This is a genomic window from Bordetella tumulicola (assembly GCF_054779135.1).
In genome coordinates, this window is the sequence record NZ_BAAGYU010000006.1 from 314,957 (window position 1) to 338,243 (window position 23,287).

At 60.2% G+C, this 23,287-nt stretch carries 18 protein-coding genes and 1 tRNA gene; 7 read left to right on the forward strand and 12 right to left on the reverse strand.

Features of this window, described 5'->3' with window-relative positions; all coding sequences use genetic code 11:
* The first annotated feature begins 177 nt into the window (after positions 1-177).
* On the forward strand, positions 178-684 hold the full coding sequence (locus ACYVDM_RS05460) for a DUF1097 domain-containing protein (protein WP_415789352.1): 507 nt from the start codon (positions 178-180) through the stop codon (positions 682-684).
* A gap of 104 nt (positions 685-788) precedes the next feature.
* Entirely contained in the window at positions 789-1,292 is a 504-nt protein-coding gene (locus ACYVDM_RS05465; protein ID WP_415789354.1) for a DoxX family protein, read from the forward strand.
* Positions 1,293-1,351: 59 nt separating this feature from the next.
* On the opposite strand, the gene ACYVDM_RS05470 is transcribed toward ACYVDM_RS05465, so the two are convergent.
* From ACYVDM_RS05470 to ACYVDM_RS05505, 8 genes are all read right to left on the reverse strand, one after another.
* Positions 1,352-1,657 (reverse strand): DUF4148 domain-containing protein, encoded by a 306-nt coding sequence (locus ACYVDM_RS05470; RefSeq protein WP_415789356.1) that lies wholly within the window; start codon positions 1,655-1,657, stop codon positions 1,352-1,354.
* 55 nt (positions 1,658-1,712) lie between these two features.
* Positions 1,713-2,696, reverse strand: coding sequence for a LysR family transcriptional regulator (locus ACYVDM_RS05475; RefSeq protein WP_415789358.1), 984 nt, complete (start codon positions 2,694-2,696; stop codon positions 1,713-1,715).
* A 157-nt stretch (positions 2,697-2,853) separates the two neighbouring features.
* Entirely contained in the window at positions 2,854-4,470 is a 1,617-nt protein-coding gene (locus ACYVDM_RS05480; protein WP_415789360.1) for an MFS transporter, read from the reverse strand.
* A complete protein-coding gene (locus ACYVDM_RS05485; RefSeq protein ID WP_415789362.1) occupies positions 4,467-4,907 on the reverse strand; it encodes a DoxX family protein in 441 nt (146 codons plus the stop codon). Before ACYVDM_RS05485 ends, ACYVDM_RS05480 begins: the two co-directional genes overlap by 4 nt.
* Positions 4,908-4,921: 14 nt before the next feature.
* Positions 4,922-6,817, reverse strand: coding sequence for an amidohydrolase (locus tag ACYVDM_RS05490; protein ID WP_415789364.1), 1,896 nt, complete (start codon positions 6,815-6,817; stop codon positions 4,922-4,924).
* Positions 6,818-7,031: 214 nt separating this feature from the next.
* Positions 7,032-7,304, reverse strand: a complete 273-nt coding sequence (locus ACYVDM_RS05495) for a XapX domain-containing protein (RefSeq protein WP_415789366.1) — start codon at positions 7,302-7,304, stop codon at positions 7,032-7,034.
* 120 nt (positions 7,305-7,424) lie between these two features.
* Complete coding sequence (locus tag ACYVDM_RS05500; protein ID WP_415789368.1) at positions 7,425-8,108, reverse strand: hydrolase; 684 nt, start codon at positions 8,106-8,108, stop codon at positions 7,425-7,427.
* A 224-nt stretch (positions 8,109-8,332) separates the two neighbouring features.
* Complete coding sequence (locus ACYVDM_RS05505) at positions 8,333-9,766, reverse strand: alginate export family protein (protein ID WP_415789370.1); 1,434 nt, start codon at positions 9,764-9,766, stop codon at positions 8,333-8,335.
* 351 nt (positions 9,767-10,117) lie between these two features.
* Between ACYVDM_RS05505 and ACYVDM_RS05510 the strand changes: the two genes are divergently transcribed.
* Positions 10,118-11,038 carry a LysR family transcriptional regulator gene (locus ACYVDM_RS05510; RefSeq protein ID WP_415789372.1) on the forward strand — a complete coding sequence of 307 codons (921 nt, stop codon included), beginning with the start codon at positions 10,118-10,120 and terminating at the stop codon, positions 11,036-11,038.
* Between the two features lie 4 nt (positions 11,039-11,042).
* On the opposite strand, the gene ACYVDM_RS05515 is transcribed toward ACYVDM_RS05510, so the two are convergent.
* The gene (locus ACYVDM_RS05515) at positions 11,043-18,272 is read right to left on the reverse strand and encodes a hypothetical protein (protein ID WP_415789374.1); all 7,230 of its coding nucleotides are present in this window, start codon (positions 18,270-18,272) and stop codon (positions 11,043-11,045) included.
* A gap of 341 nt (positions 18,273-18,613) precedes the next feature.
* Between ACYVDM_RS05515 and ACYVDM_RS05520 the strand changes: the two genes are divergently transcribed.
* Positions 18,614-19,201, forward strand: a complete 588-nt coding sequence (locus tag ACYVDM_RS05520) for a DUF6097 family protein (RefSeq protein WP_415789376.1) — start codon at positions 18,614-18,616, stop codon at positions 19,199-19,201.
* Here ACYVDM_RS05520 and ACYVDM_RS05525 read toward each other — a convergent pair.
* The gene (locus ACYVDM_RS05525) at positions 19,193-20,092 is read right to left on the reverse strand and encodes a LysR family transcriptional regulator (RefSeq protein ID WP_415789378.1); all 900 of its coding nucleotides are present in this window, start codon (positions 20,090-20,092) and stop codon (positions 19,193-19,195) included. The two genes, ACYVDM_RS05520 and ACYVDM_RS05525, sit on opposite strands and share 9 nt — an antisense overlap.
* 120 nt (positions 20,093-20,212) lie before the next feature.
* Here ACYVDM_RS05525 and ACYVDM_RS05530 point away from each other — a divergent pair, with 120 nt between their 5' ends.
* From ACYVDM_RS05530 to ACYVDM_RS05540, 3 genes are all read left to right on the forward strand, one after another.
* Positions 20,213-20,890 carry a Sua5/YciO/YrdC/YwlC family protein gene (locus tag ACYVDM_RS05530; RefSeq protein WP_415789380.1) on the forward strand — a complete coding sequence of 226 codons (678 nt, stop codon included), beginning with the start codon at positions 20,213-20,215 and terminating at the stop codon, positions 20,888-20,890.
* Between the two features lie 23 nt (positions 20,891-20,913).
* Positions 20,914-21,903, forward strand: coding sequence for a Bug family tripartite tricarboxylate transporter substrate binding protein (locus ACYVDM_RS05535; RefSeq protein ID WP_415789382.1), 990 nt, complete (start codon positions 20,914-20,916; stop codon positions 21,901-21,903).
* Between the two features lie 51 nt (positions 21,904-21,954).
* Positions 21,955-22,028 (forward strand) — tRNA-Cys (locus tag ACYVDM_RS05540).
* A gap of 128 nt (positions 22,029-22,156) precedes the next feature.
* Here ACYVDM_RS05540 and ACYVDM_RS05545 read toward each other — a convergent pair.
* Together ACYVDM_RS05545 and ACYVDM_RS05550 are read right to left on the reverse strand one after the other, a co-directional pair.
* The gene (locus ACYVDM_RS05545; protein WP_415789384.1) at positions 22,157-22,561 is read right to left on the reverse strand and encodes a nuclear transport factor 2 family protein; all 405 of its coding nucleotides are present in this window, start codon (positions 22,559-22,561) and stop codon (positions 22,157-22,159) included.
* A 116-nt stretch (positions 22,562-22,677) separates the two neighbouring features.
* Positions 22,678-23,244, reverse strand: coding sequence for a hypothetical protein (locus tag ACYVDM_RS05550; RefSeq protein WP_415789385.1), 567 nt, complete (start codon positions 23,242-23,244; stop codon positions 22,678-22,680).
* Positions 23,245-23,287: the final 43 nt, after the last annotated feature.

The following is a 23,287-nucleotide window of genomic DNA, read 5'->3' on the forward strand; positions in this document are numbered from 1 at the left end:
CCCCATTTATCTCATTAGACTAAACAAGAACAATGTGCTCCTCGGGTATGTCGCCCGCTTTCAATCCGGAGCACGCCATGAATACAAACGCGGCACTTAAAACCACCCTTATCGACGCGATCGATACGCCGTTCGGTCGCCGACCGTTCCGTGTGCACATCCATACGGAGGCGTTCCATGTCGGCTAGTCATTCCTGGAATATGCATTTCCGAATCGTAGTGGGCGAATCGATCGTGGCGTCTTCGGCAGCCACCTTGAGTGCGGTGGTGTTGGAGCTGCCGGTATGGGCGATGTTCATCGGTTGGATCTCGTTTTTTACCCGCGGCTTCAACTTCAAGGCTGGGCTGGTCAACCTGGGCTGCGTACTCATCGGACTATCGCTAGGCATCGCTGGCGCCCACCTGCTGGGTGCCCTCGGCCCGCATCTGGGGACCTACGCAATCGGTGCCGTGGTGATGGTTATCACGGTGATTGCGCTGTCGCTTGCCCGGCTGCCGGTATTGAATAACCTGCTCGGGTTTTTCCTTGGCTTGGTGTCGTACTTTGCCTCGCACCTGCCGCCCACGCCAGATAGCTTCGCCAGCCTCAGCTTGGCCGCAGCGATCGGCGCAACGGCGGGTTTTCTCGCGCATGCCTGGGCGCATCGCGTCCGCGCGGTTCGTCCCGCCGGTTCCGCATCCTGACCTCACATCGTTTTTTTGATAGACCACTTGCGCCATAGCAAAGCTGCCATGCCGTTCACCAACGCTTGGACTACATCCCACACGGCTATTGAAGGAGAATGATGATGACGACGGAAATTACGGCAAACTCGATGGGACAGCCAACGCCAAGTGCGCTTGCGATCCTGCGACGATACTGCGAACGCTGTGAACCCGCCTTTTACGCCCTGCTACGCATCGCTTTCGGTGCCGTGCTGTTCACTCACGGTCTTCCCAAGGCGCTCGGCACATCACACGGCTCCATGGCCGACCCGATGGCCGGGTCGATTAATCTGATCCAGAATGTGATGGGGCTGCCATTCGCTCCGCAATTGGGAATCCTGGTCATGCTGCTGGAAACAGGCGGTGCCCTCATGCTGGCGCTCGGCCTGTGCACGCGATTCGTCGCATGCCTTGTTGCCCTGGAAATGGTAGCCATCAGCTATGCGCTCGGGCCGACGTGGCCCTGGATCGACCGTGGCATCGAGTTTCCGGTGTTGATGGGATTTCTGGCGCTATATATGGTGGCGCGAGGCGGCGGGGCCTATGCATTGGACTCGCGACTTCATCGCCACGTCCACCGGAGCTAGTAGCACCGCCGGATGGATAGGTGCAGGTGCGCACCCATCCATCACGACGGTGGAAACGCTCAACGAAGCATACTGCCGTTAGTCCGCTGCGCGAGTTTTGACGTATCGTTTCCGCTCGCTTGAACGTAGCGTTCGTGAAGCTCGCGATACGTGAGACTATCAATGTCCGGCGTGTTCTCTCCGTGCCACACATCGTCCATGCCAGTTGCTTTCCAAGCTTGCAGGTCCGCGACGACTTCGGCACGGGTGCTGGTGCTGTGCGCGGTTTGGGCAGGCGTTTCCTCTTGTGCTTGAGTAGCGGAAACAAAGCCCGTGCCCAAAATGGCGCAAGCAAGAAGACGCGAAATGTTAGTGCGAGTAGTCATGATGAATTTCCTTCAGAGATTGTCGGGTTGGCGTTGACAAGTCATGCGGCGCTTGTCAACCCCACACCTGCACTGTAGATTCCTGAAGCTGACCCAAGCATGACCGCAACCGAACATTTTTGTCAGCTACGCGTGAGGACTTCTCATTGCATGATCCTCGGGACAATTCGATAAGTGCCGTGACGAATGCGCGAGCACTTACCGACGGCGTGCTACTGCCATAGGTGGCATAAAGCGCAACGGGCGTGAGCGCCCAGTCTTCCAATACTCGCACGAGCGTATCGCGCCTATCGCGATGGGCAGGAAGCGCGGCGATGCCAATACCGGCCAGGGCAAAGCGATACGTAATATCCAGACTATTCATCCGCAAAGGCCCTTGCGGATAAACGAGTTGGTGCTTACTCCCTTGTCCAAGCGACCAGATCCGCAATTCGCGACAACCGTCGAATACCAGGCATTCATGCGCTTGCAAATCTTCCGGCGTTTCCGGCTGCCCATGCCGCGCAACATATGCTGGCGATGCATAAAGATGGAAGGGAAAGAGCCAAATCAAACGTGCGGCCATATCCGTGTCCGCCTGAGTGCCCCATCTCAGCGCAACGTCGAACTCGCAGTCTGCAAGTGAATTTTCGCCAAAGTAATAGTCGCACTCGACGAACAACTCGGGACTAGTTCGCACGATATCGCCGATCACTTCCATAACCCTTAGCGACTCAAGCGTGCCGGGCAGCAAGATCTTTAGCTTCCCGCGGGGTCGGCGTCCCTCCTCCTGCAACGCTTCACGCGCGTTAAACGCAAGTTCAATAAGTTTCCGGCAGCGTTCAAAGTAGAGTTTCCCCGCCTCGGTAAGGGCCATTTTTCGCGTGCTTCGGGCCAGAAGCTGCACGCCGAGATGGGCTTCCAGAATACTCAGACGACGCGATAACGTGGACGAAGGAACGCCTGTCACTTCCGCCGTCTTGGAGATGTTCTGCCGTTTGGCGATTTCTACAAAAATGGCTAGGTCGTTTAAATTGAATGCGTGGTCATAAGACGCCATTGTTCTGCGGTTCTTCCGGATATTGACTGTTGCTTGAGCTCATACTGCGAACTTATACGTGCTCCGCTGTCAACTTCCTGACCTCTGCCTGACAGTTCAGACGGGTAGAGGACTGACTCCAAGCCTGGGGGAGATTGACGTGCCGGATGGCAATCTCCTATGCACGCCCTTCATGCGGATGGTTGAAGGCCAGAAAATGGCGTACTACCGGGCGCTGCTCGCCCTGATGGAAGCGCAGTACGTCGTCCTGAATATCGGCATCAGCCCTGGATACCCGCTTGTGCTGGCGCAGATGTTCAGCCCACGACTCGACCTGGAACCATTCGAGCATCAGGCCAGGGTCGGCGGTATCTTCAGTGATACCCCAGGCATAGGCGCCATCGCGCCGCCGCTCGGCGGATAGCCGGGCGAGCGCCTTGAGAAAATCGGGCCGATCCTGCACGGTGACGCGGTATTCGATCTGGATCAGCACCGGGCCACGATCGTTTTCGACCGGCGTGGCCGTCAGCGGTTCGGCCCAGTGGTTCGAGGGCACGAGGTCGGCCTCTCCCGTAGGCAGCTTGATCCGGTGGGCCACCAGGCCGACCAGCACCAGCCCGCTCGCACCGGCCAATAGGGTGAACGGCACCGAAGTCCATTGCGCAACCGCACCCCAACTCAGGCTACCCAAGGTCATGGCGCCGTTGAACACGGTCAGATACACCGCCAGCGAGCGCCCGCGTACCCAATTCGGCAGGATGGCCTGGGCCACGCCATTGAGCGTGGTCAAAGCCGTGATCCAGGCGATGCCCAACACCAGCAGCGCAGCCACCGCCGCCCACTGCGGCGGAGCGAAGGACAAGAACGCCATCACCGCCGCTGTCACCAGCGCGGCCATCAACAGCAGACCGTCGACGCCCAGGCGAGCGCGCAGCCGTGGCATGATGACCGCCCCACCGATCGCACCCAGGCCGACCGCCCCGAGCAAAATGCCGTAGAAGCCCGCGCCGCCGCCGAGCAACTGGCGCGCCACCAGCGGCAGCAGTGCCCAGATCGAACTGGCCAACGCGAAGAACAGAAAGGCGCGCAGCAGTACCACGTGCAGTTCGCGGCTGGCGCGGGCGTAGCGCAACCCGGCACGGAAGGCCCCAACGAACTTCTCGGATAACACATCTTGTTGGGCCTTCGGACGCGGCCACCACAACAGGGCGGCCACGATGAATAGATAGCTGATGACATCCACACCATAAGTGAAGGCCGCACCCATGCTGGCAAGGATCAGCCCGCCCAGTGCCGGACCGACGGCACGCGCAATATTGATGCCCAGCGAATTGAGTGCCACTGCACTCCTGAAATCCTTCTTCTGAACCAGTTCAGGCACGATGGCCTGCCAAGTTGGCCCCATCAGCGCCGCGCCGATGCCGCCGAGAAAGGTCAGTGCGACCAGCGAGCCCACCGACTGAAGTCCCGCTGCGGACAGCAGCATCAGGCTGATGCTGGTGCCGGCCAGCAGGAACTGGATGCCGATCAGGAATTTTCGCCGGTCGAGAATGTCAGCCAGCACGCCTGCGGGAATCGCCAGCAGGAACACGGGCAATGTCGCTGCAGCCTGCACCAGTGCCACGGCCGCAGGGGAAGTCGACAAATCGGTCATCAACCACGCACTGGCAACATCGCGGACGAAGCTGCCAGTATTGCCGACCACGGTGGCCACCCAAAGCACCGCGAACAGGGTTTGCCTCAGGGGCGCGAAGGTGCTCGACGATTCGTTCGACGCAGCGATCTTGTCCGTCATGTCCGTTTCTCCTGCAAATCCAGCCATGCCACCAGCAGAAAACCGCCGACCAATCCGAGGTGCTCGAAGAACGAATTGGCAGCGAAGAAGCGCTCCTGCCCGGCTGGCAACTCCCAGAAACGCAGGGCGAGACCGGTGGCCAGTAGCGTAAAGCCGGCCAGCCCCAACGCCCCAAGCCAACGTAGCCACCCCGTGAGGATCATCAACGAGGCCACCAACTCGAGCGCGATCACCGCCACCGCGAACAGCGGGGCCGGCGACAACCCGAAATGCGTCATTTCGGCGATCGCACCAGGAAAATCGGTGAGCTTAACTAGGCCGCCCTGCAGGTATGCCGCACACATGCCCAGATAGGCGACGAAGCGAACGGTGCGGTTGCCAAACAACGGCCGCGCGGCGGCGGCCAGCTTGCTTGCAAAGGGGTCGAGAGTTGACATGGGGTCGGTTTCCTTTACACGGCCCAGCAAGAGCAGCCCAGCGCACCGAAGAATCCTTTCAGATCCGATGCCGGCGCGTTGGATGCCCAGGCTCGCGCATGGTCATGGCCGTGTAGACCGCAGCCGCTGGCGCATCCACAAGCAGCGACGGCCTGGGCATGCAGTGGTGCCAGCGATTTCTTGCCGGCGCCGTCTGGCTCGCCCCAGGCACCGTAGCCCTTGAAGGTACGCGTGGGCGACCAGTCGGGCATGGCCGGCGGCAGCGGGTTGTCATCCAGCCCAGCAAATTCGCCATCGCCATAGACGATCTTGCCGCCCACGACGGTCAGGTGCGAAGTCAGGAAGGAAATCTCGTCCTCGGGAATGTTGAAAAAATCCTTGCTCGGCACGATCAAGTCGGCGAACTGACCAGCCTCGATACGGCCGCGCTTGCCTTCCTCGTTGGAGAACCAGGCCACGTTCTCGGTCCACATACGCAGCGCCGTTTCGCGGTCGAGCAGGTTGTGCCGCGGATACAAGCCAAGACCGCCGACCGTTTTGCCGGTGATCATCCACGACAGCGACACCCAGGGGTTGTAGGAGGCCACGCGGGTAGCATCGGTGCCGGCCGAGACCTTCACGCCCTTTTCCAGGATGCGCTTGACCGGTGGGGTGGCCTCGGCTGCCCGGGCCCCGTAGCGCTCGACGAAGTACTCGCCCTGGTAGGCCATGCGGTGCTGCACGGCGATGCCGCCGCCCAGCGCCGCAATGCGGTCGATGGACTTGTCGGAAATCGTCTCGGCGTGGTCGAAGAACCAGTTGATGCCCTCCAAGGGGATGTCCTCGTTGACCTTCTCGAACACATCCAGCGCGCGCGTAATGGTTTCGTCATAGGTCGCATGCAGCCGCCACGGCCACCGGTTCTGCGCCAGCACGCGTACCACTTCCTCCAGCTCGCCCTCCATCTGCGGCGGCATATCCGGGCGTTCGACGCGGAAGTCCTCGAAGTCGGCGGCCGAGTACACCAACATCTCGCCAGCGCCGTTGTGGCGAAAATAGTCGTCGCCCTGCTTGTATTTCACGCTGGACGTCCATTTCAGGAAGTCTTCTTTTTCTTCCTTGGGCTTTTGCGTGAACAGGTTATAGGCCAGGCGTACGGTGATCTGTCCTTCGTCGGCCAGCTTCTGGATGACTTCGTAGTCGTCCGGATAGTTCTGGAAACCGCCGCCAGCGTCGATCACGCCGGTCACGCCCAGGCGGTTGAGTTCGCGCATGAAATGCCGAGTGGAGTTGACTTGATAGTCGAACGGCAGCTTCGGCCCCTTGGCCAGCGTGGAATAGAGAATCATCGCATTGGGCTTAGCCAGCAGCAGACCGGTGGGATTGCCATTACCGTCGCGGGTGATCTGGCCGCCCGGTGGCTCGGGCGTGTCCTTGGTATAACCGACGGCGCGCAAGGCCGCGCCATTGAGCAGCGCACGGTCATACAAGTGCAGCAGGAACACGGGTGTGTCAGGAGCAATCGCATTGATTTCTGCAATGGTCGGCAGGCGTTTTTCCACGAACTGATGTTCGGTGAAGCCACCCACCACGCGCACCCATTGCGGCGCAGGCGTGATCGCGACCTGGCGCCTGAGCATGTCTAGAGCATCGGCCAGCGAGCGCACGCCATCCCAGCGCAATTCAAGGTTGTAGTTCAAGCCACCGCGTACCACATGGGTGTGGTTGTCGAACAGACCGGGCAACACGCTGCGGCGCTTGAGATCGACGACCCGGGTGGCTGAACCGGCCAAGGGCAGGATATCCGAGTCCGTGCCGACGGCAAGAAACCGACCGTTCTTGATCGCCACGGCGCTGGCAACGGGGTTGCTGCGATCAAGCGTCGTGATCTGGGCGTTGTGGAAAATAATGTCGGGAACAGCATCGGACATGGAAGACTCTCCTTTTCTGAATGCTTCAGCTGCCGCACTGCGGCCCAAGACGCCGTTCAGCGCCAACGCGGATGCCAGCGACGTTGCGGCACCGACAACTTTTCTCCGGGATATCATCGGTTTGACTCCAGTTGATGATTCAAGTGCACTCGCCCGCCCAATCAACCAAGCACGCGCCGTCACGCACAGGCTCGAAGGATTGCCGTGGTGGTGCTTATGCTTGATCTGTTTCGGATACCTTGCCGACCGTGTTCCGACCGGGCAACTGACCTAATACATGATGGGTGGCTTGGGTCTTCTCGCAGGCGGTGTTGAACGCAACGCCGCTGCGCAACTGCTTGCTGACCGGGATGATTTGCTCGCCGATGAGAATGCCCAGCAGCCCGATCAGTGCGACCAGAGGTGGTGCAGGAGAGCGGACACTCAACATGCTGTAAATGACGCCGACGAGCAAACCGGCGCTCAGGGACAATACATAGAGCTTCATACACACCTCGAACAGGGTATTGGGATGCGCGGCATACGATGCCTGCGCAGTGCGTTGCGCCGCGCAGGCACTGACGCTGGGCGTGCCGTGACCGCGACACGCCCAGCGTCAGTCGCCTTACTATTTGGCCGGGTTGGGACCAACGCGCTCGCCATGTTCGACGCGCTCAGGCCCCTTGTGTACGTGGGTGACGGCATAGTCAATGCCGATGCCGTAGGCACCGGCGTGTTCCCTCGCCAGGCCGGTCACAGCGTCGTAGGTTTCCTTGTGCGCCCAGTCGCGCTGCCATTCCAGCAGCACTTGCAGCCAAGTGACAGGGATCACGCCAGCCTGAATCATGCGATCCATCGCGTACTTGTGTGCGTCCATAGAAGTCCCTCCCGACGCGTCGGCCACCATATAGATTTCATAGTCACTGTCACGTATGGCGTCCAGCGAGAACGACAGGTTGCACACCTCAGTCCACAGACCAGAAACGACAATTTTCTTGCGCCCGGCGGCGGCCAGCGAATCGCGTACGTTCTGGTCGTCCCAGGAATTCATCGAAGTGCGTTCCAGGATTTTGTTCTTTGGAAACACGGCCAGCAACTCGGGGAAGGTATTGCCGGAAAAACTTTCCGTCTCGACGGTGGTGATGGTGGTCGGGATGTTGAAAATTTTGGCCGCCTTGGCCAAGCCCACGACGTTACTCTTCAGTACTTGGCGATCGATCGACTGTACGCCGAAAGCCATTTGCGGCTGCTGGTCAATGAAGATGACCTGGCTGTTGTGGGGGGTCAGAAGTTCGAGGTATTTGTTGGACACGCGACTATCTCCTTTGGTTGACGAAATTAGGGGCTACAAGCTTGGAGCGGAAACGACAGCAGTCACGCAATCGCGGCAAGGGTGCCGATGGTTCCCCTCTACCAGAGCGAAAATCGAAGTCTAAATCGCGTACTCGTTGTCCAGAATCCGACGAATCGAATTGCATGCTTTCTGTTTTTGGCATGGTCATTTCTGAAAATCGATCAACCAAAAAAAAGCGACATTTAGAACTTTGCCTGCAGGGTGAGCTCGACATACTCGATGTCGGAGGACGATCCAGTTTCCCGAATGAAGCGACCGGATATGAAGCGCGAATAGATTGCGGTCAAGGTCCACCTGGAATTAATGTTCCACGCGGTGCTCAAAGACAGTTCCGTGCCGACGAAACGCGCACCGCTGCCCTGTCCGCTACGCAGCAGGCCACCGCTGGGCGAATAAATGCCGTCCTGTGTCTCCAGGCGCCAGAAAAAATCAACATCTGCTGTCATCGTGACGGAGCGAGCAGGCTGGAAGCTGATACTGGGGCGTAGGTTCACGAAGTTCCGTGGCCCCAACAACGCGAGTTCGGAAAAGTAGTTGCCGCGTGGAAACAGTGCATTGAACGATTGAAGATCGTCGTCGTTCGGGTCCTTGTCGCCGCTGGCTGCATTGACTGACAGCCCTACTCTCGGCAGGCCCTTTGCCTCTGGCCAGGTATGGCCGGTCTCTGCCGAGAGGCTCCAGGCGGCGATGTGGCCCTGGCCAAAGCGCCCGCCTTGCCCAATAAACTCCCAGTTCCAATCCCAGCCTCCGCGATCGCCCCATAGCCGCGCACCAATCGTGTGCCGTTGCTCTGCGGCAGTGCCCTGGTCAAAGCTCGCCGACCGGTGTCGATAGCCCAGGTAGTAGAGATCGAGCCCGCTGCCCCATGGAAGTTGCGTCAGTGCGGGATTGGACGCGTAGATGCCCCAGAGAGCCTGATCGGGATCTCTCTTGTCATCGAAATTTCCGACCTGCGCGAGGACGGGTCGCACCGCAATGACATCCGTGCGCCACGCTCCAGCCTGGGTCAGCAGGCGCGCGCCCTCAAAGCTTCGGCGCACATTAGGGCCTTCGCGCACGTCGATGAGCCGTGACGAACCATAGGCCATTTCCTGGCGGCCGATTCGCAGCATCGGCGCGGCATTGTCACCATCTCCGAGTACGACGTCAGCAAATGCCTGCTGCATATCCAGGCGATTCTCGTCGATGGGCGCCGGGGCACCGGTCCTGCCGTTTTCCCGCGCACTATAGAGTTGGCCAAACACCCGCAAGCGTCTACCCAGATGCAGGTCCGCGTGCAACAGATAGCGCTCAAGCAAAACGCCATGTGGGTCTTGCGGATCATCGCCCCATCCTGGGTTGTCTATGTAATCGTAGTGCCAGCGCGCCTCGCCGCCCAGCGACAGCCAGTTGGTGCCTTCTGTGTTGAGCGCGATGAATTTCGATCTGTCCAGGAAGTCGATGCGCTGAGCGGGATCTCGCATCAACGACCAGTCTTCGTCATAGCGGGTCTTTTCGAATGTGGGGCGCACATCATTGGCTGCTAAGATGGGCAGTGGCAACAGCAGCAGAAATATCAGGCGCAAAAGCAAGGCCGCGCGAAGCTCTTTGATATATGGCCCGATATCAGCCCTCATTGCACTGGCGTTTGTTCGGGCGTTCAGCACATCCCGTCGGCACGGCTGCAGGGGCGGGGAACAATCCGTTGCTAGGTTGGCCCGTGAGGGGCGATGTCAATTCAGTCATTTTGGTCATGCAAGACTCTTTGGCCAGCTGGCTTTTGCCGAGGCTGATGGAACGGGAGTTCAACCATGCCTGCCTGCGGCAAGCAAAGTTCGATCCGTTTCAGTCTAGAGACAACCAAAGACGCTCGGAACAAGACATATGGAATTCCATCGTTTCCATTCTTGTTAGTTCCTTGAACGCTTTTTAAGAAATGAATAGCGAAAACTATTTATTAGTCCAACCCAGTCATTTCGGAAATCTTGATGAAAAAAATACCAGATCTGGAAGCGTGGGCAATATTTGCGAAGGTGGCGGAAGTCGGCTCGTTTGCGCGAGCCGCCGCCGAGTTTTCGTTGTCGCAAGCGACGGTATCAAAGGCGGTCACGCGCCTGGAAACACGCATGAAAACAATGCTTTTTTATCGCACGTCGCGCAACATGACATTGACTGAAAGCGGTTATGCCGCACTAGACCGTGCCACCCGCATTCTGCAAGAAGGCGAAACAGTCGAGGCAGAGGTCGCGGAGCAGTCCACGAGCTTGCGTGGATTGATCCGGGTTTCGGCACCCATGTCATTTGGCATCGCACGCCTGGCACCGATTCTGCCGGATTTCATGCAGGCGCACCCCGAGGTGCAATTGGACGTGCAATTCAACGACAAGCAAGTAGACCTGGTGGCCGAGCGTTTCGATCTGGCGCTGCGAATCGCCAACCTCGTCGATTCCAGCTTGTTGGCTCGCCGCCTGTGCCGGGTCCGTATCCTGCTGGTCGGTTCGCCCTCTTACTTCGAGCGCCATGGGCGACCACGGCATCCGAGCGATCTCGCCAATCACAAAGCGCTGCAATATGTGTATGCACGCCGTGGACCAACCTGGCGCTTTCGCCACCCGCTGCATGGCGAGGTCACACAAACTATACCGACCAATCTGCATGTCAATAACGCTGAGGCGTTGACGCCAGCGCTATTGGCCGGACTCGGCGTGGCACTACAGCCAGAGTTCCTGGCCTGGCCTGACTTGCAATCGGGCGCGCTGGAGACCGTCATGTGCGATTGGGAGGTCGAACCTATCGCATTGCACATCGTGACGCCCCCAGGACGCAGCCGGCCGGCGCGTGTGCAGGCCCTCATCGATTACCTGGCCGATCTAGTCACTAAGGAACCGTGGGCGCAGGATGCTGAATGAAGGCTCAAAAGTGATACGCAAAACGCGCGCTGGCCGTCTGGCTCACGAACGAGTTGCCGAAGTCCGCGGTGTAGCCGGCCTTCATTTCCATGCCGCCCAATCTGAAGATCTGCACGCCGATATCGATCTTGCCTAGCAGTTCAGGGGATTTCACGTAATCGGTGAAGGTACCGTCAGCCGATGACGCCCCCAGGAAGCTCGAGTGGATCGTGCGCGAGCTATCCGGGCGCCAACTCATACCCACGGCTGCATAGGCGCGCAAGCTGGTCTTCGGATCGAGGTCAAAGCGCTTGCCGAACTCAATCATCGGCGAGATCACGACGTTGGTCTTGTCGCTGCCACGAACTTTCAGGGCGCCAGGCTCATTACCCGACTCCTTGAATCCCGGCAGGTGCGTGTAGATCAGGTCGATATCGTTATACGGTTTGATATAGCCGCTATCGAACGTGAACTCGTAGCCTGCCCGCAAGCGCGCACCGAGCAAGGTCATATCCTGCGAGCTGGTCATTGTGCGATTCACGCCACCCAGGTTGACGTTGCGGTTGGTGTCAAACGATCCTCTGGCCGCCGCAACCGAACCGGCGAAGGACCATGGCCCCATCACGCGCTTGAGCGTAATAGAGCCGTCGTAGATATCGCCATTGCCACTCGAGCCGCCACTCATGCGCGCCCAGCTTCGGCCGGCCGCAGCCGAAGCACCGAGGAACCAACCGGGCGCGACCTGATGCTGGCCGCCGATACGGTAGGTAGTGCCCGAGACGTGATAGCCCTGGACGTCACCTCCGGACGATTGATCCGACCAGCGCCCAATGATCTTGCCCCAGACGCAGTTGTCCTCGCCCAGCCGCACCGTGCTGCCCTCGAACACCGGGCAGCTCATCGAGGATCCCAGAATAGTGCCCGAGGCATTGGACAGCGCGATCGACTGGGCCTGCGTGGCCTTGGCCGAGAGCGTATTCAACGCGGACTTGTAAGTGCCGGAATCTCCGATCTGCGACAAGCCGGCAAACAGCTTGGCGAATAGTGGATCGGAGTTGTTCCAGGCTCGGGTATGGTAGTCAGCTAGTGAGGACTGACTGGCAGTCAGCGAAACACCACCCGGCTTGAAGGTCGCGTTGGGTGTGATGTTGATGGTGGTGCCTTGCGTTTTGGCATCCCAATCGAACAGCAACGAATCCTGCGCCTGCGCGGTGGAAGTCAGGCCGCCCGCCTTCAATATCGTCACCATACCGGTTAGGAGCGACGTCGCATTGGGCACGATAACGCCATCTACGGAAGCGCTACCGCTGATATCGAGCAGGCTCGCCTTGCCGCTCAAGGAGTCAATCATGGGACTGAGACGTCCGCTGTCCGTCTGGATGTAATGGCCGTTCATACGAGTCGTCATTGCGGCGTTGTCAAACTGGATCGCCCCCTGGTTCAGGACATCCGCATTGGCCGTCGGGCCGGGCGTCCACGTGCCATAGTTGTTCAGGCTGCCGCGGTCGTTTTGCAGAGCGCCGCGGCTGGTCAGCGCGCTGGGATGCCATGTCCCATTTCCTACGATGCCTTGGGAGGTGTTCAGCTCGAGCGCGCCAGTGATGTTGCCGTAATTGGCCAGGGCGATGATGCCACCGCCGGTTACCAGCATCGCCAGGCCGTCGGAGCGTCGCGACGTGGTGACGACGCCGCCGCCGTTGACGGTGACCCAGGCATCATTGTCGGAGGACGTGCCGTTGGGCCGATCGATCCAGATACCAGCGCCGTTGCCAGTACCGCCAGTAACCGTCGCGGTGGGCCCCCAACTGCCAATCTGCACGTCGGGCGTGCCGCCGCCAGGCGTGCCATAGCCCGCCGCCTGCGCAAAAATACCGATACCGTTCGAGCCGGTGGCGGACACGGACCCGCCCGAGACCGTCACTGCGAAGGCAGTGTCGCTGCCGGCCGAGACGCCGCCACACGAACTGGTCGTGCAGTCTTTATGTTGTTGCAACGGCGCGCCGGCATACAGTGTGGAACCGTTCAGGATCAAACCGCCACCTCCACCCACGCTCTGCGCGAAAATCCCGATGCCGCCGGGTCCGTTGGCATTGATGGTGGCATAGGAGTTTATATTCACGGACCCGCCGTTCGCCGGGCCGGGATTGCTCTGATTCACGAAGGCCGAGTTGTAGGCGGTGGTCAGAGAGGGCGTGCTGTTGTTGCCATCGTTGACCCGGATAATGCCGCCACCGCTACCGACGGATTGCGCCACCACGCCGATGCCGGCGACGCCATTGGCGTTGATAGTCGAGGGCGTGGTCAATTGCACCAGCACCGAACCGCCGGTAGCGCTCGAGTCTCCGCTCAGGCCACCAAGCTTGATGCTTGGATCGCCCGAGCCAGCCTGGTTGACGATAAGGTTGCCGCCCCCACCGCCGATGCTTTGCGCCACGATCCCGTACGCGCCATAACCCGAGACGTTAATGTTGAGCGGGGCATTGTTCGCGAAGTTCTGGTTGACAGTGACGTTGCCGCCTGCGCCGCTGGAGGCGGTGCCGCCACCAGCCGTGAAGGTCATTGATCCGGACACTTGCGGCAACCCCAAGGGGACCCACACGCTCGCGCCTGCACCAGCGATACCGCCGCCGCCGCCGATCGACTGCAGATTCATGCCGTCCGCGAACGTTCCGGCCGTGCTGATCGAGCCGTTAGATGCGCTGTTTTCGAAGTCGACGTTTCCCGCCACGCCTGCGCTGCCGCCGCTGCCACCAAACCCGACCGAGACATTGCCCGCGCCGGCGTCGGATCCATCGGCGCCGATGCCCCCGCCACCGCCAATGCTCTGCGCGATCACACCGGTGGCGCCGTAGCCTGACGTCTGTATAGCGGCCCCGTCCTGGAAGTTGACATTCACCTGCCCGCCGGCGCCGCCACTGCCACCGGCCCCCCCTACAGAGATGTTGTAGAAGACGTTGACTTCCGCCGGATCGGCACCCGAGCCCGTGGCCATGGCCGAGCCGCCCTTGCCCCCGCCCCCGCCGATCGATTGCGCCACGATACCGTGCGCCCAATCGCCTGTGCTTGCCTGCTGGTTGCCTCCCGACGTAACCGGGTTGCCCAATGTCGCGACCGACGACGCGAGCGTCATTGACACCTGTCCGGCCGCGCCGCCCGACCCGCCAGTTCCGCCAATAGAGACATTCATCGTCGTGTTGGACTGCGGCGACGAGCTGCCTTCGCTGTTGATGTAATTGATGACGTTGCTCTCGAACTCGCGGCCCTCCAATGCCGTGAGTACCGGGTTATCGGCCGAGCCATCCGATGCGGCCGAACCACCCTTGCCACCACCACCGCCGATCGACTGCGCCAGCACGCCGGTCGCATCGTTGCCGTGGGTCACGATGGGCGCCTGCACGGACACGCTCACCGTCTGGCCCGTGCCGCCAGCGTCACTGGACTCATTGCCGAGGTTGACGTTCATGCCCGGCTTTTGGGTCGTGCCCGAGGAGTCCTGGTACGACTGCGCGATGCTGAAAGACCCGCCCTCGGATGTTCCTCCCCCGCCGCCTATGGACTGGGCGATGACGCCCACGGCCCCGGCACCCCAGGTCTGGATGCCGTTTCCAGGGTACAGGTTGAGCGTAACGTTACCGCCGTTGCCCCCTGGTGAACCGCTGCCCCCCGATGCGCCTCTGCGCCCGACATTGAACGACAGCGACGTGCTGGACCCCGTACCGAAACTCTGCGTGCTGCTGCTTCCCTGCCCCGCATTTCCACCCCCGCCGCCGATGGATTGCGCCAGGATGCCCGAAGCGTAATCACCGTAGGTCTGGATGAAGGTGGAGGTGCCGTCGCAATCGCAGGTGAACGTCGTGCCATCCGCCGACACCGTCCCGCCCACCGCCACCTGTACGGTCTCCCCGTTGCCTGGCTGGCCGCCGTTGCTCATTACGGTCGCGGTCAGGGTGACGCCTGGTGCCTTGCCGTCCGACGGCACCGGGCTCGACCCATAACCCATGGCCGCGGCCATCGCCGACGAGTCACCGCCATCGCCGCCGCCACCGCCGATGCTTTGGACCAGCACGCCGACCCCACCGTTGCCCGATGTCGTGATCGTGCCCCCGCTGGATAGGGAAAACTGTGCGGTTCCCCCGTCACCGCCCGCGCCGCCATTGCCACCGACCGCCACTGCCGCACTGACGGCCAATTGCGAGCCACCGGGTGTAACCGGCGTGGCGACCGCGATCGACTGAGCAGTCGCTTGTCCGCCCTTGCCACCGCCACCGCCTATGCTCTGCACCACCACGCCATGACTGTCGACCGGCAGCACGTTGCATGCTCCGGTCGAGCTCGACGAACCTAGGCACGGACCCGCGATGGATCCTTGGGTCAGGCGCGGATCCTGGCCAGTGGCGATGGCGCCGCCGACCAGGGTGACCGAGGCCTGCCCGCCATCGCTGGATGCGCTACCGCCCGTCCCGCCCACCGAGACCGACGTATCGAACACCGCGCCGATGGATGTTGCCATCGCCGACCCGCCGGTGCCACCGCCCCCGCCGATCGACTGCGCGATCAAGCCGGCGGATTTATTGCCCGCGGCAGAGATGTTTGCGCCACTCGTATTGACGGTAACCGTTCCCCCGGCGCCGCCAGAGCCACCGCTGCCGCCCACCGCTACCGACACGAACGTGCCCGTGCTGTCGGCATCACCACCGTTACCGCCACCGCCGCCGATCGATTGGAAGATCACGCCGTGCGCGCCATCACCGGAGGTGATCACGTTAGAACCGCTATTCAAATTGGCCGTGATCGCGCCGCCCTCTGCCGCACTGCCGCCCGTGCCGCCAACGGTGACCGTAATTCCCGATGCGCCACCGCCATCGCCACCGCTACCGCCAATGGACTGACCTAGCACGCCGATCGCGCCCTGACCGCCGGTGCTGATCGCGCCGCTATTGGTGAAAGTAAGCGCGCCGCCACTGGTGGCGGTGCCGCCGCTGCCGCCCAGGTTTGAGATCACGCCGGATGCCTGTCCGCCGGCTCCACCGCCGCCGCCGATCGACTGCAGGAGTATGCCTTGAGCGTTGGCTCCGCCCGTGGCAATGGTGCCGCTGTTCGTGATGTCCAGCACGCCCGCGCCACCGCCGTTCCCGCCCGTGCCACCGCCCGAATGAGCGAGCGACCAACTGGATCCGCCCGTGCCACCGGAACCCGCTATGGACTGCACCAGTATGCCGCGCGCGGTCGCGCCCATCGTCGTGATCGAGGCCCCGTTGGTCAACGTAACGCTACCCGTACCGCCGCCCAGTCCGGCGTCGCCCGCATTCCCCCCGCCGATGGAGTTGTTGCCGTTCGCGTTACCGCCGGCCGCGCTCACGGTCTGAGCGAGTATGCCCATGGAATCGGTACCCTGGGTGATGATCGACGATGCGCTGTCCGTCTGGATGGACACATTGCCGGTCCCCCCGCCAGAGCCTCCATTGCCGCCGTAGGCCGTGCCCGTACCCGCATCGGCGAAGCCACCCGATGCGCCTACCCCTCCTTCGGATCGTGCAACGATCCCGGGCGACTGGATATTCTGAGTCTGGATGACCGTCGAGCCCACCGACACATTGATATTTCCACCCCATCCGCCCCCGCCACCGTCACCAGCGTGTGCGTGTCCACTTATCACCGTGTATGCCCCACCCCCATAGCCACCGGCGCCGCCCAGGGCCGATGCATAAATGCCGGCCGAACTGACGCCAGTAGTGCCCAGCGTGACGGTGTTGCCGTTACTGCCCTGAACCTGGATGTTGATTGTGCCAACACTGGCGCCGTTGCCACCGTCTCCGCCATACGAAGTAGAGAACCCGGAGTCTTGGCTGTATCCGCCGTATCCGCCCGCGCCGCCCTGCAACGTTGCCGCTATCGCGGGCGACAGGCCAACGCCATTGGATGCAGTCGATATCGTTATCGACCTGGACTGAGCCGCAACCGTGATGCCGCCCCCGTTCACCCAGGTGCTCGAAGCGCCGTTCTGGGAAGGATTACCCTCGCTGGATCCTGCTGGCGTACCGCCATAGCCGCCGGCACCTGCCGCGGCGTAAATCAGCAAACCGGGCAGGTTATCGCCTGTGGCTGTCACGGAGGCGTCGGTAAGAGTGATTTGCGTATTTCCGGAGTTACCACCAAAGGCCCCGCTATTGCCGTTGCCTTGTTGCGCAGACCCGCCAGCGCCGCCCACGCTGATGGCCGCGACCGCCGCACTAGGCAGGGAAGCGGTGGACGGAGGCGTGCCCTGCACACTGACCGTGACGTCGCCGCCCGGAAGAACAACCACCGTCGCAGGGCCTCCATTGCCACCGGGAGTGCCGTTATTTCCACTGGCACTGGTGTTTGTATTAAGACCGTTACCCGCCTGCGAGTAAGCCAGAATGCCCCAGACGCCGTTATTGGTGCTGCCGGCATTCTGCCATGTCCAGTTGAGTGCCACCGAACCACTGTTGGTAACAGTCGCTGAGCCGCCGTATCCGGCCGAATCCGAGCTGCTGGGGCCGTCGCCGCCAATCGTCACGGCTTGTATTCCCGCGAACCCAGATGTACCGCTCAAGGAAGCCTGGATCGTTCCTGTATTGGTAATCTGGACCCCATAAGGCGTCCCGCCATCATTGCCATTGGCGCTCTGGTCGGCTGCCCAGATGGCCGCGCCGCCGGTGGCCTGCAGACCGGACAAATTTAGCGTAATGCTGGCATCGTTCGTGATGCTGATGCCCTGCACCGCGTCGGTTCCGCCACCGCCGATTTGCTGGGCCGAGATGCCGAAGACATAGTCATTGACCAGCGGCTGCCCCAGCGAGAGAACGATATTGCCCTGGTTGCTAAGCGTGATGCCCTGGGCGCTCTGGCCAGCGCCCGCCACGGCGGAAAGCGCCAGCGCAGAGCCTGCACTGGAGGGAACCGCATAAACGAAATTGGCATTGTTCGTGACCGCTAGGTTCAAGGGCGGACCCGACGGATTGGGTGGACTGATAGCGACTGAAGCGGTCGATGCGCCACTCAGGCTGCAGTTGTAGGTCGTGCCGGTGGTGGAGCAGCTCGGCGTCACCTGCGCGCGCGCCTGGATCGGCAACGAGATCGACGCGGCGGTGGCAAGCAGGCTTAGAAGAAGACTGCGCCGGCTCAGGATCTGAAAGCAGGTCTCCCTGTCTGCCGCGCTGGCCGCGCCATCACGCCAGTCCGCCATGGAATCCCACCCGCGATGCTTGCTACCCGGAACCAGGTGACGTTTCAAGATAGCCCCTTTTCGACGTACTCGTAGGCGGCCACATCAGGGAAGTCGGGATCCTGCACCCCAAAAAGCTGCAATAGTTACGTCTAATGACTTCTAATTGTGCGGATGCGCGACACAGCTTATCAATAATCTTTAGCGCTCAGGAAAATTTCAGATGCGGAGCGAGGCGAGAGTTGCTTCGCAACGACAGCGTCTCTGCCAATGCCAGGTAGCGTAAATGCCATGGCCCCGAGCTTGAAGGCCTGAAACTCAAGTCACTCCGTGGTCGCGGCGACCTGGTGGACCCGATTTCAGGCCCAATAAGGGCTAAACTGCCCTTCTCTTTTTCGGAAAAGTTTGCCGTGAGTTCTTCGCACAACGTGGGCGCGTCGCTTTCATTCAGCCAATTTGCCAAGCTGCAACTGCTGGGCATGCACTCGCTGATTGATGCGCAACAAATTCCCGTCGAAAAAACAGACGACTTCTGGCAGCAGGCTACCGATCTCGAACGCGCGCTGGGGGATCAGACCTATGCGCAATCGCTGCGCCGGTACAACGCTGCCAAAAAAATGGTCATCGTGGCCTGCGTCATCCTTGTTATCGCACTGATTATTTATGCCTTGTTCAAGTTTGGGATCGCGAGCGACACGATTCTGGACGCGGCCAACCGCCTCACAGCCGGCGTAATGCCTTTCTCCACCGCGATCGACATCATTGCAGGGTTGTTGCTGGCCGCCCTTATCGGGGCGCATTTTTATGTACGCTCACTAGGAAAAAACCTCGCGGGCAAGAACCTCAGCACATTGTGGACCAAGATCCTGCAGCGCTGGGCGCCTGACCTGGCGGCAAAGCACCCTGTCGCGGGCCGCACCCCGGATGTCATTGCCCAATTGGTGGCCACGCAAATAAAGATCCAGGATATTGATCTGGATCTGAACGTGTCAGCCTAAATCCGTCAACACAGCACGTACGGACTCAATGAATGCTTGGGCAGCGGGCGCCAGCGAACGATCGCGGCGCCGGTAAATACCTATCGTGCGGCTCAACGCGGGCCGCACCAACGGTCGAGCAACCAGCGTGGGATGCTTTTCCACGGGAAGCGCAATACGCGGCAGCACCGCAACGCCAAAGCCCGCCTCCAATAAGCCATGTACGGTTGATAGATGCGAGACTGCCGTAGAGCGACTCGGGCGTGCATGACTGCGCGCCAACTCTTCGCGCACCATACGATGGGTGCCACTCGAGGTCGACAACTCGATCAAACTTTCGCCGTCGAGGGCTTTCCAGGGGACTTGAGTCCGCGAGGCCAATGGGTGCTGCTGATCGCAAACCACATAAAACGGGTCTTCGAGCAACGCCTCAAAGAGCATGCCGTCGCCTAGCGTCGACGGCTGAATCGTCAGCGCACAATCCGCAATGCCCGAGCGAACCAGCTCGAGCACCTGAGTCGCCACATCATCATGGATGACGATCTCGACGCCGGGGTAATGGATTGCACAGTGCTGAATTGCCTGCGGCATGACCCGGCCGGCCACCGATGACACACAAGAGACGGCGACCCGGCCACGCTTTGAGCGCGCGACATCACCGACCTCTTGAACAAGATGGTCGAAATCCGCCACAACGCGCGAAGCCCCCTGCACAAAGAATTGGCCCAGTTCGGTAATAGACACGGAACGGGAATTGCGATCAAACAAGACCGCTCCCAACGCGACCTCCAACTCATGGATCGTCAAGGACAGGGCGGGTTGCGACACGTGCAGATCTTCTGCCGCGCGACGAAAGCTGCGGCGCTGAGCGACCGCCAAAGCCGCGCGCAGGTGGCGTACAGTCACATGCATAAGAAAATCATATCAATAGATAAGAACAATAAAATTGTCCAAATCATAGACCAAACGTACGCTAGCCCTGCCGGATCAGCCGGACGATGTCACACTCGCCCACCAGGAGCCAAGCACAAAATGAGTTTTCCAAACATTGCCGCCGACGCACGTAGGGCTTTCACTGCGCTACAGCAAGGTGGTATCGCCATTTTCCCCGTCGATGTCGGCTACACCATCGCCGGGGGGTCTGCGGAGTCGCTGGCGCGTATTTTCAAGGCCAAAGGTAGAGCGCCGACCAAGCTCAACGCCATGGTGGGAGACATGACCACGCATCGCGCGTTGCATGTGCTCGATGAACGCGCGAGTGAAATGGTGCGCTGCATTACCGAAGGCTATGAATTGCCATTGGGCGCGATCGCTCCCTATCGTCCCGAACACCCGCTGATCCAGCGGCTGGACCCGGGTGCCCTAGTCGGCAGCACCAAGGACGGCACCGTGGCAATGCTCATCAATGCCGGTCCGTTTCACCGCGAAATCTGCAAACTGAGTCGCGAAGAGAATCATCCAATCTTTGGCTCTTCGGCCAATTTGACGAACACCGGTACCAAGTTCCGCGTGCAAGACATTCCGGCTGAACTTTTGGATATCGCCGACGTCGTCGTGGATTACGGCCTACGCAAATACCACCGCTATCAGCGGTCGGCAACGCTCATCAACTTTGCCACGTTAGAGGTCGTGCGCGTGGGATCCTGCTATGAGTTGATCGCGGATGTATTGGCACGCCATTTCGACGTTGAGCTGCCGCCAGCCGAATAAAAGAAATACAGAGGAGACACCCCATGTTCCGTACCACGCATCTATCTCAACAACTATGTCTTGTCCTGGGCGTTGCCGCACTGTCGGTACTCTGTTCGCCATCCCAGGCCGCAGACGCCTTTCCCGCCAAGCCCATTAGACTCATCGTGCCGTTCTCGGTGGGCGGCGGCACGGACATTCTGGCGCGCGATCTCGCCCCGCGCCTGGCCGAAGCGCTGGGTCAAACCGTCGTCGTCGATAATCGCAGCGGCGCCGGCGGAAATATCGGATCCGAGGCGGTCGCTCGCGCCGCCCCGGATGGCTATACGATCCTGTTCGGTTCGAACACGCTGGCGATCAACGCCGCGCTCTACAAAGACTTGTCCTTTGACCCTCAAAAATCCTTCACACCCGTGGGCATGGTGGCCACAGCGCCCCTCGTGCTGGTCACCAATGCAAAACTGCCTATCAAATCCGTACAAGACCTGATCACACAGGCCCGCGACAAGCCCGGCACACTGAACTGGAGCGCTCCCGGGACCGGTACGCCACACCACCTGGCCAGCGAAATTTTCAACAGCATGACGGGCGCGGACATCACGCACGTTCAGTACAAAGGAGGCGGGCCCGCCATCAATGACCTTCTGGGGGGGCATACTCAGGTCAGTATCCTGACACTCTCGTCGGTGAAAGCGTTCATTGCGGATGATCGGCTACGTCCGCTGGGCGTCGCCACCGCCAAGCGCACCCCATTGCTTCCCGACGTGCCGACTATTGCGGAATCTGGTGTCAAAGACTATAGCGTCGAGCTCTGGTATGGGCTGTTTGCACCGGCCGGAACGTCGCCCGCGGCCATCGATACCTTGAACACCGCCCTCAATAAAGCGCTGAATAATCCTGCGCTGGTACAGCGTTTTAAAGACCAGGGCTACGAGTCACGCGAAGGAACGCCGCAAAATCTGGAGCAGCAGCTTGCGCAAGACATGACGCAAAGCGCGAAAGCGATCAAAGATGCCGGCATCACGGTAGACTAAACACCTTTCTGCAGATTCCTGTATAATAGCGGGCTTGGCTTAATCAGCCTTGGCGCAATGGCAGAGTGGTTATGCAGCGGATTGCAAATCCGTGTACGTCGGTTCGATTCCGGCTTGCGCCTCCACTAGAAATCAGGCTCTCAGCAATGAGGGCCTTTTTCTTTTGTAGCAGTGTATCGGGGATTCACAAGGTTGTAGCAAACAGTCCAGATTACAAATTTGACGCCCAGTGGGGTATCAAACGTTGCTACGGTCATTCCAGCATAGTCGGACGCGATGCTTCGAGGTCCTCCTGAATGTCGAAGTGCGTGATTTTGTCACTATCCATCCGGAAAATGTGCGTCACCGTCTTATCCTTCAACCCATGAGTCTGGCCACTCAAGGGCTGCCCGTGGAGGTCGAATACTGACTGTATTACCTCAACAGCTACGGCACCATCCTCTGTCTGCCTGAATGCTATCGGCTTAACGTGTGGACTAACGAGGGTCCATTGATGTGTCCAATAGGCGCGCACAGCCTCATGCCCATGAACGTGGCCGCCATCCATGCCGTTCGCCCAAGCGACATCATCGGCAAGGGCGACAAGTATGCCGTCGATATCTCTCCTATTGAAGCGATCATAAAGCTCCTTGATAACGCGGATATCGTTCTTCGACATGATCATTTTCCTCAGAGGGCTTGAAGGGATCGCCAGCGGCATTAAGGCGAGTTGCGCCTACAGTAGACAACGGCCCTTTCCAGGGCCGTTTGTTTTGTGCAGTTGCCGAAACCTTATCAATGCTCAGTGTAGCCCTCAAAAGGGCCGTTACTTGCGTTGCCCGTCGCCACGTAATAACGGCTCACGATCTGTGCGGAGGGCTCCGCGGTTGAGGGGCACGCTCGTCCCGTTGCCTCCCAGGCGAGTCGGTTTGCGTCTTCGCCAAAGCAGAAAAACCGCATATCGGCCACATCTTTGTATCCGAGCTTATAGGCCGTGGCAGTGTCTTCGCGTGCATTACATGCGTCGCTCTCGCTCGCCACCGAGCCACCGATGCCGAATCCGGTTACCCCGACTCCCATCGTGTTGCTCTGACCGCAATTGTTTGCACCGCCAAACATACTGGGCGCGATATAGACGTTAGGCGTTGTCGAGATACTTTGATGCTCGCGCTGCGAGGAGCCTTCGAAGGTGATGTTGCCCATTCCCATTTGGGCGTTCACTCCGACTTGCGAGGTGCCCGACTGGGACGACGAATTTGCGTTACCTGTTGCGTTGGATGAAGCACCGGCATTTGTATTTATAGTCTGGCTATTAGCGCCAAAGCTACATAAGGCCAGTGTCACCAATATTAGGCGTTTCATGCTTTTTCTCCTGAAAATAAGCCACCCATATATTGTTAAAAAC